This window comes from Erwinia sp. GW821-FHT03D09, from assembly GCF_059420805.1.
Genome location: NZ_JBWKUK010000013.1, coordinates 112,240 through 128,116, shown reverse-complemented (window position 1 = coordinate 128,116; position 15,877 = coordinate 112,240). Strand labels below are relative to the sequence as shown.

Below are 15,877 nucleotides of genomic sequence, written 5' to 3'. Positions count from 1 at the left end.
GACCATCGACTGTGATCAACAAACTTTCCGTCCTGCTTAAGAGCGCCAACATTTCACTGACCGATCTGCAAAAACAGCACCTGATTGGCTACGTGGACATGCTGCACAAATGGAATAAGGCCTATAACCTGACCTCCATCCGCGATCCTGAACAGATGCTGGTGCGCCATATTCTCGACAGTATCGTGGTAGAACCGCATCTGGAAGGTGAGCGTTTTATCGATGTAGGAACCGGGCCCGGGCTTCCCGGCGTGCCGCTGGCTATTGTGCGCCCTCAGGCTCATTTCACGCTGCTGGACAGCCTGGGCAAACGCGTGCGTTTCCTGCGGCAGGTGCAGCATGAGCTGAAACTGGAGAATATAACTCCGGTGCAAAGCCGCGTTGAAGATTTTCCCGCTGAGCCACCGTTTGATGGCGTGATTAGTCGCGCATTTGCCTCGTTGAACGATATGGTCAGCTGGTGTCATCATCTGCCGGGCTCACAGGGGCGTTTCTATGCGCTGAAGGGCCTGCTTCCTCAGGATGAGATCGCTGCACTACCGGCGGGGTTCGTCGTTGAAAAGATAGCTTCGCTTGCTGTTCCCGAGCTGGAGGGTGAACGCCATCTGGTGGTCATTTCGCCAAAGGGCTGACTTTTTAAGTGAAAAAAACCGCCACTTTTGATGCTGGCGGTTTTTTTTCGCCATTTTTACCCTGTCGGGAGAGGTTAATTCAGGGTACTATCAGTCAATAACCCTTGAATTTGTATGATTTTTTTGTGCATTTATAGTGATAAGGCCGTTGCTGATTTTTAACCGTCCATCATTTTTTATTTTTTTCGGACCAATCAGCCTGGACGGAGCTGTTGCTATAGCGTTAAATCAGAGCGCGGAAACGGACTGACAACTTTGTTTACATTTAACGTTCTATTTACAATTTATTATCACAACGATCACCTTATCCATAGCATTTTAGATAGAGAATAGTCACATGAGAAAATATATCTTCTTAATAAATTCTCGTAAGTAATGGCTTTGAAGTTGTTAAATATTTGCTGGCGATGTCAATAAGCGGTTTTAATCAAGACAACAATCTATTTTACTAACAAGTTTAATTTAAATTATTGATATTAAATAACTTATCTCTATGTTGGTAATGATTATTAGCATCAATCTTGTTTCAATGATGGAAATCATATTACTAATTTGTGATCTTCCGCACGCTTTATGAGCAAAATAGCCTCCGTATTTCAGAAAAATGGACGAATGAGGCGGAAGTCATTTGTTTTGGAAAATAGGCCGCTGGAAAGAATTTTAAATAATTGTTCACCTTTTCTCTACTTATCCATTGAAATCACAGGTGCGCCCCGTATAATTTGCACGTTTTTTGCTGCTTGACTCAGAAGAGTAAAGGCAGTTTTATACGACACGCGGCATAGCCCGAGCGGGGCAGGAGAGTTTCAGCGTCATGTCAGTGTCCCTTTACAGAGTGAAATTTGCCCGAACCGTGCTGATGTTACAGCTGGTGACATTCGTCTTAATCGGTGCGCTGTTTGCCCTTAAAGATTTGACCTGGGGCGTGTCCGCTCTGTTGGGTGGACTGGCAGCCTGGCTGCCAAACATGTTGTTTATGATTTTTGCCTGGCGCCACCAGGCGGGACATGAAGTAACAGGTCGGCTTGCCTGGACGTTCGTCCTCGGTGAGGCGCTGAAAGTGGTCATTACTATTCTCATGCTAATCGTGGCGCTGGGTGTGTTTAAGGCGGTGTTTACACCGCTGGGACTGGCCTGGTTATCGGTGCTGATTGTGCAAATCGTCGCACCGGCTGTAATCAACAACAAAGGGTAAGGGCATCATGGCTGCAGGAGAAATCTCTACGCCGCAAGAATACATAGGTCACCACCTGACGCACCTTCAGCTGGACCTGCGTACCTTCGAGCTAGTGAATCCGCACGACGCTCCGGCGACGTTCTGGTTATTAAATATCGACTCCATGTTTTTCTCTGTGGTGCTGGGACTGGTATTCCTGGTGCTGTTTCGCCAAGTCGCGAAGTCAGCCACCAGCGGTGTACCGGGCAAGTTACAGGCCGCTATCGAGTTAGTTGTTGGCTTCGTTGACGACAACGTACGCGATATGTACCACGGTAAAAGCAAACTTATCGCTCCGCTGGCCCTGACGATTTTCGTCTGGGTATTCCTGATGAACTTCATGGATCTGCTGCCAATCGATCTGTTGCCATACATTGGTGAACATGTCTTTGGGCTGCCAGCATTGCGTGTTGTGCCTTCCGCAGACGTGAACGTTACGCTGTCGATGGCGCTTGGCGTATTTATTTTGATTCTGTTCTACAGCATCAAGATGAAAGGCATTGGCGGCTTTACTAAAGAGCTGACTCTGCAACCCTTCAACCACCCCGTCTTTATTCCGATCAACCTGATTCTGGAAGGTGTGAGCCTGCTGTCCAAGCCTGTTTCTCTGGGTCTGCGACTGTTCGGAAACATGTACGCGGGTGAATTGATTTTTATCCTGATTGCCGGCCTGCTGCCGTGGTGGTCACAGTGGGTTCTGAATGTGCCTTGGGCCATTTTCCACATCCTGATCATTTCGCTGCAAGCTTTCATTTTCATGGTCTTAACGATTGTCTATCTGTCGATGGCATCTGAAGAACACTGATTTTTTCTCAACACTACTGCGTTTTAACTGAAACAAACTGGAGACTGTCATGGAAAACCTGAATATGGATCTGCTGTACATGGCTGCCGCTGTGATGATGGGCCTGGCGGCAATCGGTGCTGCGATCGGTATCGGCATCCTCGGAGGCAAATTCCTGGAAGGCGCCGCGCGCCAACCGGATCTGATTCCTCTGCTGCGTACGCAGTTCTTTGTTGTAATGGGTCTGGTGGATGCAATCCCAATGATCGCCGTTGGTCTGGGTCTGTACGTGATGTTTGCTGTCGCGTAAATAACCGATTGTTTATCGCTGGCGCAGGTCAGCGATAAACGGCTTCTGCCGCTGTAAAGGCGGCAGAAAAAGTTAACTTAATAAGAGGCATTGTGCTGTGAACATTAATGCAACAATCCTCGGCCAGGCCATCGCGTTCATTCTGTTTGTCCTGTTCTGCATGAAGTACGTATGGCCGCCGCTGATGGCCGCTATCGAAAAGCGCCAGAAAGAAGTATCTGAAGGCCTTGCTTCCGCTGAACGTGCCAAAAAAGATTTGGATCTCGCGCAGGCTAATGCGACCGATCAGCTGAAGAAAGCGAAAGATGACGCCCAGGTAATCATTGAGCAGGCGAACAAACGCCGTGCGCAGATCCTGGACGAAGCGAAAGCCGAGGCTGAACAGGAACGTAACAAGATCGTCACCCAGGCGCAGGCTGAAATCGACGCCGAGCGTAAACGTGCACGTGAAGAGTTGCGTAAGCAGGTCGCGATGCTGGCTGTTGCCGGCGCCGAGAAAATCATTGAACGCTCCGTGGATGAAGCTGCTAACAGCGACATCGTAGATAAACTGGTCGCTGAACTGTAAGGGAGGGGCTGATGTCTGAATTTACTACCGTAGCTCGCCCCTACGCTAAAGCCGCTTTTGACTTTGCGGTTGAGCATCAAAGTGTCGATCGCTGGCAGCAGATGCTGGCGTTTGCCGCCGAAGTGGCTGGCAATGAACAGGTATCAGAACTTCTTTCCGGCGCTCTGGCGCCGGAAGCGTTGTCTGGCGCGTTCATCGCAATCTGTGGTGACCAACTCGACGAAGCCGGCCAGAACCTGATTAAGGTTATGGCTGAAAACAAACGTTTGCCAGCACTTGCCGATGTACTGGATCAGTTCATCCAACTGCGTGCCGCACATGATGCGACCGCCGAGGTTGAAGTTATCTCTTCTTCTACATTGAGTGACGCGCAGCTGACCAAAATCAGCACCGCGATGGAAAAACGTCTGTCACGCAAAGTTAAGCTGAATTGCAAAATTGATAAGTCTGTAATGGCAGGCGTAATCATCCGTGCGGGTGATATGGTCATTGATGGCAGCGTACGCGGCCGTCTTGAGCGCCTTACCGACGTCTTGCAGTCTTAAGGGGACTGGAGCATATGCAACTGAATTCCACCGAAATCAGCGAACTGATCAAGCAGCGCATTGCTCAGTTCAATGTAGTGAGCGAAGCTCACAACGAAGGTACTATTGTTTCCGTCAGTGACGGTATCATCCGCGTCAACGGCCTGGCCGATGTGATGCAGGGTGAGATGATTGCCCTGCCGGGTAACCGTTACGCAATCGCACTGAACCTGGAGCGCGACTCCGTAGGTGCAGTAGTGATGGGCCCATACGCTGACCTCGCCGAAGGCATGAAGGTTAAGTGTACTGGCCGTATCCTGGAAGTACCGGTAGGCCGTGGCCTGCTGGGCCGCGTGGTGAACACACTGGGTGCACCAATAGACGGTAAAGGCGCAATCGACAACGACGGCTTCTCGCCGATCGAAGTGATTGCACCTGGCGTTATCGATCGTCAGTCCGTTGACCAGCCTGTACAGACCGGTTACAAATCTGTCGATGCGATGATTCCAATCGGCCGTGGTCAGCGTGAGCTGATCATCGGTGACCGTCAGACCGGTAAAACCGCAATGGCGATCGATGCGATCATCAACCAGCGCGATTCCGGCATCAAATGCGTTTACGTTGCTATCGGTCAGAAAGCTTCTACCATCGCTAACGTGGTGCGTAAGCTGGAAGAACACAACGCGCTGGCTAACACCATCGTTGTGGTTGCAACCGCATCTGAGTCTGCTGCTCTGCAATACCTGGCACCATACGCCGGTTGTGCGATGGGCGAATACTTCCGTGACCGCGGTGAAGACGCGCTGATCGTATACGATGACCTGTCTAAACAGGCCGTTGCTTACCGTCAGGTTTCCCTGCTGCTGCGTCGTCCACCGGGCCGTGAAGCATTCCCAGGCGACGTGTTCTACCTCCACTCCCGTCTGCTGGAGCGTGCTTCCCGCGTGAGCGCCGACTACGTTGAGCGTTTCACCAACGGTGAAGTGAAAGGTAAAACCGGCTCTCTGACCGCGCTGCCAATCATCGAAACCCAGGCGGGTGACGTTTCTGCGTTCGTTCCGACCAACGTAATCTCGATTACCGATGGTCAGATCTTCCTGGAAACCAACCTGTTTAACTCTGGTATTCGTCCAGCGGTTAACCCGGGTATCTCGGTATCCCGTGTTGGTGGTGCAGCTCAGACCAAGATCATCAAGAAACTGTCCGGTGGTATCCGTACCGCTCTGGCACAGTATCGTGAACTGGCTGCGTTCTCTCAGTTCGCATCCGATCTGGACGAAGCAACCCGCAAACAGCTGAGCCACGGTCAGAAAGTGACCGAACTGCTGAAACAGAAACAGTATGCGCCGATGTCTGTAGCGCAGCAGGGTCTGGTGCTGTTTGCTGCCGAGCGTGGCTTCCTGAATGACGTCGAACTGGCGAAAATCGGTAGCTTCGAAGCGGCACTGCTGGCCTTCGCGGATCGCGATCACGCCGAGCTGATGGCTGATATCAACCAGTCTGGTAACTATAACGGCGAAATCGAAGAGAAGCTGAAAGGCCTCCTCGAGACGTTTAAAGCAACCCAGTCCTGGTAATGTCTGGCGGCTTGTCCCTTAGGGGGCAGGCCGCAAGGCTTTGAGGAGAAGCTTATGGCCGGCGCAAAAGAGATACGTAGTAAGATCGGCAGCGTGCAAAACACGCAGAAGATCACCAAAGCGATGGAAATGGTCGCCGCCTCCAAAATGCGTAAATCGCAGGAACGCATGGCGGCCAGCCGTCCTTATGCAGAAACCATGCGCAAAGTGATTGGTCACATTGCGTTAGGTAATCTGGAATACAAGCACCCTTACCTGGAAGAGCGCGACGTTAAACGCGTTGGCTATCTGGTCGTATCTACCGACCGCGGGCTTTGTGGTGGTTTGAACATTAACCTGTTCAAAAGATTGCTGGCGGATATGAAAGACTGGGCGGATAAAGGCGTTGAGAGCGATCTCGCCATTATCGGTTCCAAAGGTCTGTCATTCTTCAGTTCTGTCAGTGGCAACGTGGTTGCTCAGGTAACCGGAATGGGCGACAAACCTGCCCTCTCCGACCTGATTGGCCCGGTCAAAGTGATGCTGCAAGCATACGATGAAGGCCGCCTGGACAAGCTGTTTATTGTCAGCAACAAATTTATCAACACCATGTCTCAGTCTCCACAGATCGAACAGCTGCTGCCGTTACCTGCAGCCGATGATTCGGAAGGCGTTGTGAAGAAGAGCACCTGGGACTATCTGTATGAGCCCGATCCGAAAGCGCTGCTGGACACGTTACTGCGTCGCTATGTCGAATCTCAGGTTTACCAGGGTGTTGTAGAAAACCTGGCCAGCGAGCAGGCCGCGCGAATGGTGGCGATGAAAGCCGCAACCGACAACGGCGGAAACCTGATCAAAGAGCTGCAGTTGGTATACAACAAGGCTCGTCAGGCCAGCATCACCCAGGAACTTACCGAGATCGTCTCGGGGGCCTCCGCGGTTTAACCAGGTATACCCTGCTGCGTTTCGAACCGGCGGGGTATAAACGAATTAGGTAGAGGATTCAAGATGGCTACTGGAAAGATTGTCCAGGTAATCGGCGCCGTAGTTGACGTCGAATTCCCTCAGGACGCAGTACCACAAGTGTACAGCGCCCTTGAGGTTAAAAATGGTGATGCTCGTCTGGTGCTGGAAGTTCAGCAGCAGCTGGGTGGTGGCGTGGTTCGTACCATCGCTATGGGTTCTTCAGACGGCCTGAAGCGTGGTCTGGAAACCGTTGACCTTGAGCACCCGATCGAAGTACCAGTAGGTACTGCAACACTTGGCCGTATCATGAACGTGCTGGGTGAGCCAATCGATATGAAAGGCGATATCGGTGAAGAAGAGCGCTGGGCGATTCACCGCGCGGCTCCTTCATACGAAGACCAGTCAAACTCTCAGGAGCTGCTGGAAACCGGTATTAAAGTTATCGACCTGATGTGTCCTTTCGCTAAAGGCGGTAAAGTCGGTCTGTTCGGTGGTGCGGGTGTGGGTAAAACCGTAAACATGATGGAGCTTATCCGTAACATCGCGGCTGAGCACTCAGGTTTCTCCGTATTTGCCGGTGTGGGCGAGCGTACTCGTGAGGGTAACGACTTCTATCACGAGATGACCGACTCTAACGTTATCGACAAAGTATCACTGGTTTATGGCCAGATGAACGAGCCACCAGGAAACCGTCTGCGCGTTGCGCTGACCGGCCTGACCATGGCTGAGAAGTTCCGTGACGAAGGTCGTGACGTACTGCTGTTCATCGATAACATCTACCGTTATACCCTGGCCGGTACTGAAGTATCAGCACTGCTGGGTCGTATGCCTTCTGCGGTAGGTTATCAGCCAACGCTGGCGGAAGAGATGGGCGTTCTGCAGGAACGTATCACCTCTACCAAGACCGGTTCAATCACCTCCGTACAGGCCGTTTACGTTCCTGCGGATGACTTGACTGACCCATCACCAGCCACCACCTTTGCGCACCTTGACGCAACCGTGGTACTGAGCCGTCAGATCGCTTCCCTGGGTATCTACCCGGCGGTTGACCCACTGGATTCTACCAGCCGTCAGCTGGACCCACTGGTTGTTGGTCAGGAACACTATGACACTGCGCGTGGCGTTCAGTCACTGCTGCAGCGTTATCAGGAACTGAAAGACATCATCGCCATCCTGGGTATGGACGAACTGTCAGAAGAAGACAAACTGGTGGTAGCACGCTCTCGTAAGATGCAGCGTTTCCTGTCCCAGCCGTTCTTCGTGGCAGAAGTATTCACTGGTTCTCCGGGTAAATACGTGTCGCTGAAAGATACCATCCGTGGCTTTAAAGGCATTATGGAAGGCGAGTTCGACCATCTGCCAGAGCAGGCTTTCTACATGGTAGGTTCCATCGAAGAAGCCGTGGAAAAAGCGAAGAAACTGTAATTTTTACCCTTAGTCATTCAGGTTGCAGCAATGCAGCCTGAAGTATGACGGGTTAGTTTCTCAGGAGGTTAATTATGGCTATGACTTTTCACCTGGACGTTGTCAGCGCAGAACTGCAAATGTTCTCCGGTCTGGTACAAAGCATCCAGGTATCAGGTAGCGAAGGTGAGCTGGGTATTCGCCCAAACCACGCCCCGCTCCTGACTGCCATTAAGCCTGGTATGGTTCGCATCGTTAAGCAGCACGGTGACGAAGAGGTGATTTACCTCTCCGGCGGTGTGCTGGAAGTGCAGCCTGGCGCGGTTACCGTGCTGGCTGATACCGCGATCCGTGGTACCGACCTTGATGAAGCGCGCGCGCTGGAAGCGAAACGCAAAGCTGAAGAGCATATGAACAGCTCTCACGGCGATGTTGACTTCGCTATCGCGTCGGCTGAGCTGGCGAAAGCCATTGCTAAGCTACGCGTCATTGAGTTGACCAAGAAAGCGATGTAACTCAGGTTTAAGCTGCAGAATGCCGGTCAGGAAACTGACTGGCATTTTTTTTGCCTGCCGTTTGGGATTTCCACTGTTCTGAAAGCTAATTTCGGGCCAAGAAAAATGTAGTATTCTTAGCGCTAAACCGCTTTACTTTCCTCATCAAAACACAAATCAGGATGTCTATGTCTACCAGCCCGATGAGCGTGGTGATCCTTGCCGCTGGCAAAGGAACCCGTATGTACTCCGACCTGCCAAAAGTGCTACACCTGCTGGCCGGAAAACCGATGGTTCAGCACGTTATCGATGCTGCAAAAGTGTTAAACGCGCAGCAGGTTAATCTGGTTTACGGTCACGGAGGCGATCTGCTGAAAAGCACGCTGAATGATGCCTCGCTGAACTGGGTGCTCCAGGCCGAGCAGCTGGGAACCGGGCACGCGATGCAGCAGGCTGCACCTCATTTTGCCGATGATGAAGATATTCTGATGCTGTACGGCGACGTGCCGCTGATCTCGGTGGATACTCTGCGCCGGCTGCAGGCGGCTAAACCCGAAGGCGGCATTGGCCTGCTGACGGTGATCCTGGATAACCCAACGGGTTACGGTCGCATCATCCGTGAAGGTGGCAATGTGGTTGGCATTATCGAGCAAAAAGATGCCGCGCCGGAACAGCTGCTGATCAACGAAATCAACACCGGCATCCTGATCGCCAACGGTGCCGACCTCAAGCGCTGGCTGAGCAAGCTCACCAATAATAACGCGCAGGGTGAATACTACATCACCGATATCATTGCGCTGGCGCATCAGGAAGGCCGCGATATTGAGGCGGTGCACCCTGCCCGCACCACGGAAACCGACGGCGTGAACAACCGCCTGCAGCTGGCCACGCTGGAACGCGTCTGGCAGGCCGAGCAGGCGGAAAAATTGCTGCTGGCCGGGGTGATGCTGCTGGACCCGGCGCGCTTCGATCTGCGCGGTACGCTGGAGCATGGTCGTGATGTGGTGATTGATACCAACGTGATTATTGAAGGCCACGTTACCCTGGGTAACCGGGTCAAAATCGGCAGCGGCTGCGTGATTAAAAACAGCGTCATCGCCGACGACAGCATTATCAGCCCCTACACCGTCATTGAAGATGCGCAGCTGGCCGAAGCCTGCACCGTCGGGCCATTCGCCCGTCTGCGTCCGGGAAGCGAACTGGCAGAAGGCGCCCACGTCGGTAACTTTGTCGAGATGAAAAAAGCGCGCCTCGGCAAAGGCTCCAAGGCAGGGCATCTCAGCTATCTGGGTGATGCCGAGATTGGTACAAACGTCAATATTGGAGCCGGTACAATCACCTGCAATTATGACGGGGTGAATAAATCGAAAACCATCATCGGTGATGATGTGTTCGTCGGTTCCGATACCCAGCTTATCGCGCCGGTCAGGGTGGCTGATGGCGTCACTATCGCCGCAGGAACGACTATTATGAAAGACGTGCCCGCAGCGGGGCTGGTCTACAATCGGAAAGAGCAGCAGCTGAACGCCAGCTGGCAGCGCCCGGTAAAGAAAAAATAGTATTTTAACGGGCTGGGGTTCTCCCCGCTCCGCGATAAAAAGCAGTAAACATAAAAATAATCCCCACTCTCTACAAGGCTCGGGGAACCGGAAAATGCCGGAAAATCAGGTCAGAAGACAACGCTGATGGCATACGAAATGCCATTAAGTCAGGAAAATTTACTATGTGTGGAATTGTTGGTGCTGTAGCGCAGCGTGATATTGCAGAAATCCTGCTTGAAGGCCTGCGTCGTCTGGAGTATCGCGGTTATGACTCCGCCGGTCTGGCCGTTGTTGACCAGCAGGGACATGTCACCCGCCTGCGTCGCTTGGGTAAGGTGGTTAACCTGGCCGAAGCGGCGGAAGAAACACCGCTGGTGGGGGGAACCGGTATTGCTCATACCCGCTGGGCGACTCATGGAGAGCCGTCGGAGGCCAATGCGCATCCGCATATTTCCGACCATATCATCATTGTTCACAACGGTATTATTGAGAATCATGAACCGCTGCGCGAGCTGTTGATCGAGCGCGGTTACTCATTTTCTTCCGAAACCGACACCGAAGTGGTTGCCCATTTGGTTCACTGGGAGCAAAAACAGGGCGGATCGCTGCGTGAGGTGGTGCTGCGCACAATACCTCAGCTGCGCGGTGCCTACGGCATGGTCATTATGGACAGCCGCGATCCGTCTACGCTGATAGCGGCGCGTTCAGGCAGCCCGCTGGTGATTGGTCGCGGTGTGGGTGAGAACTTCATCGCCTCCGATCAGCTGGCACTCCTGCCGGTAACGCGTCGTTTTGTCTATCTGGAAGAAGGCGATATTGCTGAAATCACCCGCCGTGACGTGATCATCCTCAATCGCGACGGTAACGCGGTGAAACGTGCGGAAATTGAATCCAACGTGCAATATGACGCCGGTGATAAAGGGATTTATCGACACTATATGCAGAAAGAAATTTATGAACAGCCTGTCGCGATTAAAAACACCCTCAGTGGGCGTTTCAGTCACGGCGAGGTGGATCTCTCCGAGCTGGGGCCAAATGCCGATGCGCTGCTGGCTAACGTTGAGCACATCCAGATTGTGGCCTGCGGTACCTCCTACAACTCCGGTATGGTGTCCCGCTACTGGTTTGAATCGTTGGCCAACGTGCCGTGCGACGTGGAGATCGCCTCTGAGTTCCGCTACCGCAAATCCGCAGTGCGTAAAAACAGCCTGCTGATCACCCTGTCACAGTCCGGTGAAACCGCTGACACGCTGGCGGCGCTGCGTCTTTCGAAAGAGCTGGGCTATCTGGGATCGCTGGCCATCTGTAATGTGGCCGGTTCATCGCTGGTGCGTGAGTCGGATCTGGCGCTGATGACCAAAGCCGGTACTGAAATCGGCGTGGCCTCGACTAAAGCGTTCACCACCCAGCTGACCGTGCTGCTGATGCTGGTGGCGCGCGTGGGCCGCCTGAAAGGTATCGACCCGCAGGTTGAGCACGATATCGTGCATGCCCTGCAGGCGCTGCCGAGCCGCATTGAACAGATGCTGTCGCAGGATGAGCTGATTGCCGAGCTGGCGGAAGATTTCTCCGACAAACAGCATGCGCTGTTCCTCGGCCGTGGCGATCAGTATCCGATCGCCATGGAAGGGGCGCTGAAGCTGAAAGAGATCTCCTACATCCATGCGGAAGCCTATGCGGCGGGTGAGCTGAAGCACGGTCCGCTGGCGCTGATTGATGCCGATATGCCGGTGATCGTAGTCGCGCCAAACAACGAACTGCTGGAGAAGCTGAAATCGAACATTGAAGAAGTTCGCGCGCGCGGTGGCCTGCTGTACGTGTTTGCCGATGTCGATGCCGGGTTTGCCAGCAGCGAAGGGATGCGGATTATTTCGCTGCCGCACGTTGAAGAGGTGATTGCACCGATCTTCTACACCGTACCGCTACAGCTGCTCTCCTATCACGTTGCCCTGATTAAGGGCACCGACGTCGATCAGCCGCGCAACCTGGCGAAATCCGTCACCGTAGAATAATTTCTGCTTCACCGTTTCTGTTCGCAGATCCCGGCTAAAATATAATCCAGCCCGCTGCCCCTCAGCTGGCTGGATTTTTTTTATCTTTCGGCAGCAGGATTATCCGGACGGGTTGCAGGAGCAGGACATGTTACTGAAAAAGTTGATGACAATACTGATGGGGTTTGGTGGACTGATCGGCATTTCCGGCGTTGTGCAGGCAGCCCGCCCGCAGCAGGTGGCGATAGATGCGCCCGGGGAATGCCGCGACAGTGCCTTCCTGCAGCAGTATCCGCTGACGGAAACCCTGCGCGCGGAGCCTTTTGTGATTTTCTACACCCGCAGCGGCGACAATGCGCCACCGCTGGATGACACCACCGGCAGCGGCACGCCGGACTACGTCAAAAACGTGGCGATCCAGCTACAGGCCGCCAATCAGTACTATCAACAGATGCTGCGATTAACTCCGCCGCTGGAACAGCCGCGTTACCGGCTGGCAAAAGCCATTCATGTTTATCTGTTTGATCTGCCGCGAGGCAACGGGATGGCGTTTGATGAAGTGACGCGGGTGAAAGGAGAGGACGGCAGCTGGCTACCCTGTGCGTTAACCATCCGCATCAGTTCTAAGCTCAATCAGCCCCTGAATCCCACCCCGGCTCACGAGCTGTTTCACCTTTACCAGTACGGCTACACCCAGTTTAAAGTGGGCTGGCTGCTGGAGGGGATGACGCGCTGGATCGAATCAGCGTATAACGGCGAAATCGTCATGTCGAAAAAACTGCAGGCGCGGCCACCGCTGAAAGGCGCTGAGCTTTATGCCCTGCGCTATTCCGCCTGGCCTTTCTGGCAGCGCCTTGCGAGGGAAAAATACGGCACGGTCACGCTGTCGCCGGAGCTTGAGGCTGTTCGCTATCTTGACGGTAATCCGGTATTTCGCACTACCACGCTGCCGGGCGGAGAGGCGCTGGAGCCTTTGCTTACCCGACTTCAGGCGTTAAGTAAGGAGCAGTCGCGACAGGCAAATCTGCCCTACTATCAGTGGCCGGAAAAACTTCAGCAGTCACACCAGTTTGATGATGTGATCTGCCAGGCAATGGAAGGAATTGAGTGTTCGCGCTAAATACCAGAAAGACGGGGAGTGAAATATCCGGCTCCCCCGCGGTTTATGCCGGTTTCACCACTTTTCTGACGCGTATTGATTTCTGATGGGTGAAGGCTTCATAGGAGTATTTACCGTGGTAGCTGCCCATCCCCGATGGCCCAACGCCACCGAACGGCAGCCATGGCGTTGATGCGTGCATCACCAGCGTATTGATGCTGGCATCCCCGGAGGGAATGGCGTCAATCAGCGCGCGGCCATGCTCAGGATCGACAGTAAAAACATAGGCCGCCAGCGGTTTCGGGTGTCGGCTATTCACATTCGTAGCGATTTCACTCTCGTCCTCAAAGGTCAGTACCGGGAAGATCGGCCCGAACAGTTCGCCCTGCATTGAGCTGTCATCGAAATTCGCATCATCAATAACGATCGGGCTGAAATAACGCTGTGCTTTATCCGCGTCACCACAGCGCAACACCTTGCCTTTGCTGGTGGCGACAATATTTTCCAGCCTGTTCCAGGCCTGTTCGGTGATGATTCTACCGTTGCTGCCCGCCTGATGATAATTCGCTTTCAGCGCTGCGCTCAACTTGCTGACCAGGCATTCTTTAATCCGCTTATCGGCATAAATATAATCCGGCGCCACGCACGTTTGCCCACTGTTAAACATTTTGGCACCCACCAGCTCCTGCACGGCCTGGTCCAGATCGGCATCCCCCAGCACAATCGCCGGACATTTTCCGCCCAGTTCCAACAGAACCGGCGTCAGATTTTTAGCCGCTGCGGCCATGACGATTTTACCCACCTGCGGACTGCCGGTGAAAAAGATCAGATCGAACGGTAATGACAGCAGGTACTCGTTTTCCTCGCGCGCGCCCTGGAACACGTAAGCATAGGTCGGGTCGAAGGTGTTATTAACTATTTTTTCAATGACTTTTGACGTTTCTGGCGTGGATTCTGACGGTTTAATGATTGCCGTATTACCGCCAACGATCGCTCCCACCAGCGGCCCGCCGGTCAGATAAACCGGATAGTTAAAAGGTGAAATAATATAGACGACGCCATAGCCTTCGCGACTGATATAACTCCGCGTGTGGCTGAGTTCGCTGGGTGTGGGCACGCACTGTTCCTGCGTCCACTCATCAAGATGGGTCAGGGCAAAATCAATCTCATTAAGCAACGGCTTAATTTCTCCGCTATCCACGCCCTCTTCGCTGCGACCTAAATCCACCGCCATTGCCTGGCGAAGCTCGTTACGATAATGATTAACGGCCTCTTTCAATTTGAGCAGCTGTGCTTTTTTAAACGCATTGCTTTGGGTGACGCCGGACAAAAAAAGTTTTTTCTGTTCGGCAAAGACCACACTCATTTTATGCTGGGTTTGCTTATCCATGACGTTCGTTCCTTGATTTTTTAATGGGCTGATAACGGTCTGTTCAGGGGCGATATGACTTATCGATAATCAGTACCGGTTTGATGGTTGCGCCGCTGGCGGAATCCTGGCTGGCCTGATTGATATCGCTGAAGTCATAAAACTTCACCAGTTTCTCGATGGGGAACAGGCCGCGTTGGTGATAGTCAATCAACTGTGGGATTGAGGTTTGTGGAACGGCATCCCCCATCAGTACGCCGATCATACGTCGGCTGGAGGCCACCAGATCACGCATGGTGTTGAAGGAAATATCATGGCGGGTCACAGCCACCGGAGCCAGCGTGCCGCCGATAGCAAGGACATCCAGCGCCGTTTTCATTACCGCTGACTGGCCGGTGGTATCAACGGATGCACTGACCCCGTCATTCTGAGTCAGGGATTTGATAACGGCCAGCGCATCCTGCTGTTTGCTATTGATGGTATGAGTTGCGCCGAGTGACCGGGCCAGTTCAAGGCGTGAATCATGGATATCCACGGCAACAATGGTGCGGCAGCCGGCAATTTTCGCCGCCATCATCGCACCAAGACCAACGGCCCCGGTACCAAAAATGGCGATGGTTGAACCTGCGGCGGGTTTCAGGCCGTTAAATACCGTACCCGCCCCGGTTAACAGCCCACAGCCGAGCGGTGCAGCCAGGCGCAGGTCCATTTTTTTATCAAGTACGATCAGGTTGTGAAATTTGGTCAGGGTATGGGTGGCGAAGGAGGACTGTGAAAAGAAGTTGGCTACCGGCGTACCGTCTTTTTTACTGAAGATGGCGCTGCCGTCCGGGCGAAAACCGCCTTGATTCAGGGGTATCCAGTCATGGCAGAGGGAAGGATGCCCGTGCCGACATTGTGGACAGTGCCCGCACCAGGCATAGGACATCACCACGTGATCGCCGGGCTTAACGCCTTTGACTGCGCTGCCGACCTCTTCAACAATGCCCGCGCCTTCATGGCCTAAGACGGCGGGAAATGTGTAGGGGCCATCCCCTACGCGTATGGCTTCATCCGAGTGGCAAATCCCGGAAGCGACGACCTTCACTTTGACTTCATCTGGTTGGAGGGCGCTCAGCTGCAGTTCTTCCAGCTGATAGGGGGCGTGGGTTTCATTAATAACGGCGGCGGTAACGTTCATAACAGTTCCTTGCATTTAATAACTATTGTAACTATTAGCAAGGTAATCGTACCACCGAAAAAAAGAATGTAACATACATGTTATTGCTAATCGCAGTTAATGTTAAATTGTTAAGAGGAGAGATCGCCGTATCTATGATTAAAAACCTGCACGAGTGATATCTCCACGAACAGTGCGCAACAATCCAACAACGCCGGTGGAAGAATCGCCAGTCAGTCCAAAGCAGGTTGTCATAAAAGTGTC

15 protein-coding genes are annotated in these 15,877 nt (G+C 53.1%); 13 read left to right on the top strand and 2 right to left on the bottom strand.

Annotated features, from left to right (window positions below):
- Positions 1 to 11 precede the first annotated feature (11 nt).
- The 13 genes from rsmG to AC07U6_RS14635 all read left to right on the top strand — a co-directional run bounded on the left by rsmG (position 12) and on the right by AC07U6_RS14635 (position 13,106).
- Positions 12 to 632, top strand: a complete 621-nt coding sequence (rsmG, locus tag AC07U6_RS14695) for a 16S rRNA (guanine(527)-N(7))-methyltransferase RsmG (protein WP_494764374.1) — start codon at positions 12 to 14, stop codon at positions 630 to 632.
- Between the two features lie 814 nt (positions 633 to 1,446).
- A complete protein-coding gene (atpI, locus tag AC07U6_RS14690; RefSeq protein ID WP_494764375.1) occupies positions 1,447 to 1,827 on the top strand; it encodes a F0F1 ATP synthase subunit I in 381 nt (126 codons plus the stop codon).
- A gap of 7 nt (positions 1,828 to 1,834) precedes the next feature.
- Entirely contained in the window at positions 1,835 to 2,653 is an 819-nt protein-coding gene (atpB, locus tag AC07U6_RS14685; RefSeq protein ID WP_494764376.1) for a F0F1 ATP synthase subunit A, read from the top strand.
- A 49-nt stretch (positions 2,654 to 2,702) separates the two neighbouring features.
- A complete protein-coding gene (gene atpE / locus AC07U6_RS14680; RefSeq protein ID WP_003849523.1) occupies positions 2,703 to 2,942 on the top strand; it encodes a F0F1 ATP synthase subunit C in 240 nt (79 codons plus the stop codon).
- A 97-nt stretch (positions 2,943 to 3,039) separates the two neighbouring features.
- Positions 3,040 to 3,510: a F0F1 ATP synthase subunit B gene (atpF, locus tag AC07U6_RS14675; protein WP_494764377.1), complete on the top strand. Its 471-nt coding sequence runs from the start codon at positions 3,040 to 3,042 to the stop codon at positions 3,508 to 3,510.
- Between the two features lie 11 nt (positions 3,511 to 3,521).
- The gene (gene atpH, locus AC07U6_RS14670; RefSeq protein ID WP_494764378.1) at positions 3,522 to 4,055 is read left to right on the top strand and encodes a F0F1 ATP synthase subunit delta; all 534 of its coding nucleotides are present in this window, start codon (positions 3,522 to 3,524) and stop codon (positions 4,053 to 4,055) included.
- A 14-nt stretch (positions 4,056 to 4,069) separates the two neighbouring features.
- Positions 4,070 to 5,611 (top strand): F0F1 ATP synthase subunit alpha, encoded by a 1,542-nt coding sequence (atpA, locus tag AC07U6_RS14665; RefSeq protein ID WP_133844851.1) that lies wholly within the window; start codon positions 4,070 to 4,072, stop codon positions 5,609 to 5,611.
- A 54-nt stretch (positions 5,612 to 5,665) separates the two neighbouring features.
- Positions 5,666 to 6,535 carry a F0F1 ATP synthase subunit gamma gene (gene atpG / locus AC07U6_RS14660; RefSeq protein WP_494764379.1) on the top strand — a complete coding sequence of 290 codons (870 nt, stop codon included), beginning with the start codon at positions 5,666 to 5,668 and terminating at the stop codon, positions 6,533 to 6,535.
- 63 nt (positions 6,536 to 6,598) lie between these two features.
- A complete protein-coding gene (atpD, locus tag AC07U6_RS14655; RefSeq protein ID WP_105595289.1) occupies positions 6,599 to 7,981 on the top strand; it encodes a F0F1 ATP synthase subunit beta in 1,383 nt (460 codons plus the stop codon).
- 74 nt (positions 7,982 to 8,055) lie between these two features.
- Entirely contained in the window at positions 8,056 to 8,475 is a 420-nt protein-coding gene (locus AC07U6_RS14650) for a F0F1 ATP synthase subunit epsilon (RefSeq protein ID WP_105595290.1), read from the top strand.
- A 167-nt stretch (positions 8,476 to 8,642) separates the two neighbouring features.
- Positions 8,643 to 10,013, top strand: a complete 1,371-nt coding sequence (gene glmU / locus AC07U6_RS14645; RefSeq protein ID WP_494764380.1) for a bifunctional UDP-N-acetylglucosamine diphosphorylase/glucosamine-1-phosphate N-acetyltransferase GlmU — start codon at positions 8,643 to 8,645, stop codon at positions 10,011 to 10,013.
- Positions 10,014 to 10,177: 164 nt separating this feature from the next.
- Positions 10,178 to 12,007 (top strand): glutamine--fructose-6-phosphate transaminase (isomerizing), encoded by a 1,830-nt coding sequence (glmS, locus tag AC07U6_RS14640; protein WP_494764381.1) that lies wholly within the window; start codon positions 10,178 to 10,180, stop codon positions 12,005 to 12,007.
- Positions 12,008 to 12,134: 127 nt separating this feature from the next.
- Positions 12,135 to 13,106, top strand: a complete 972-nt coding sequence (locus AC07U6_RS14635) for a peptidase (protein ID WP_494764382.1) — start codon at positions 12,135 to 12,137, stop codon at positions 13,104 to 13,106.
- Between the two features lie 43 nt (positions 13,107 to 13,149).
- Here AC07U6_RS14635 and mdlD read toward each other — a convergent pair whose 3' ends face one another.
- Positions 13,150 to 14,508: an NAD(P)-dependent benzaldehyde dehydrogenase MdlD gene (gene mdlD, locus AC07U6_RS14630; protein WP_494764814.1), complete on the bottom strand. Its 1,359-nt coding sequence runs from the start codon at positions 14,506 to 14,508 to the stop codon at positions 13,150 to 13,152.
- Between the two features lie 10 nt (positions 14,509 to 14,518).
- Positions 14,519 to 15,634 carry an NAD(P)-dependent alcohol dehydrogenase gene (locus AC07U6_RS14625; RefSeq protein ID WP_494764383.1) on the bottom strand — a complete coding sequence of 372 codons (1,116 nt, stop codon included), beginning with the start codon at positions 15,632 to 15,634 and terminating at the stop codon, positions 14,519 to 14,521.
- Between the last annotated feature and the right edge of the window lie 243 nt (positions 15,635 to 15,877).

Excerpts from the sequence above, each read along its gene's own strand:
- atpI (WP_494764375.1), top strand. The coding sequence starts at position 1,447 with ATGTCAGTGTCCCTTTACAGAGTGAAATTTGCCCGAACCGTGCTGATG.
- atpB (WP_494764376.1), top strand. The coding sequence starts at position 1,835 with ATGGCTGCAGGAGAAATCTCTACGCCGCAAGAATACATAGGTCACCAC.
- atpE (WP_003849523.1), top strand. The coding sequence starts at position 2,703 with ATGGAAAACCTGAATATGGATCTGCTGTACATGGCTGCCGCTGTGATG.
- atpH (WP_494764378.1), top strand. The coding sequence starts at position 3,522 with ATGTCTGAATTTACTACCGTAGCTCGCCCCTACGCTAAAGCCGCTTTT.
- atpA (WP_133844851.1), top strand. The coding sequence starts at position 4,070 with ATGCAACTGAATTCCACCGAAATCAGCGAACTGATCAAGCAGCGCATT.
- atpG (WP_494764379.1), top strand. The coding sequence starts at position 5,666 with ATGGCCGGCGCAAAAGAGATACGTAGTAAGATCGGCAGCGTGCAAAAC.
- atpD (WP_105595289.1), top strand. The coding sequence starts at position 6,599 with ATGGCTACTGGAAAGATTGTCCAGGTAATCGGCGCCGTAGTTGACGTC.
- AC07U6_RS14650 (WP_105595290.1), top strand. The coding sequence starts at position 8,056 with ATGGCTATGACTTTTCACCTGGACGTTGTCAGCGCAGAACTGCAAATG.
- glmU (WP_494764380.1), top strand. The coding sequence starts at position 8,643 with ATGTCTACCAGCCCGATGAGCGTGGTGATCCTTGCCGCTGGCAAAGGA.
- glmS (WP_494764381.1), top strand. The coding sequence starts at position 10,178 with ATGTGTGGAATTGTTGGTGCTGTAGCGCAGCGTGATATTGCAGAAATC.
- AC07U6_RS14635 (WP_494764382.1), top strand. The coding sequence starts at position 12,135 with ATGTTACTGAAAAAGTTGATGACAATACTGATGGGGTTTGGTGGACTG.
- AC07U6_RS14625 (WP_494764383.1), bottom strand. The coding sequence starts at position 15,634 with ATGAACGTTACCGCCGCCGTTATTAATGAAACCCACGCCCCCTATCAG.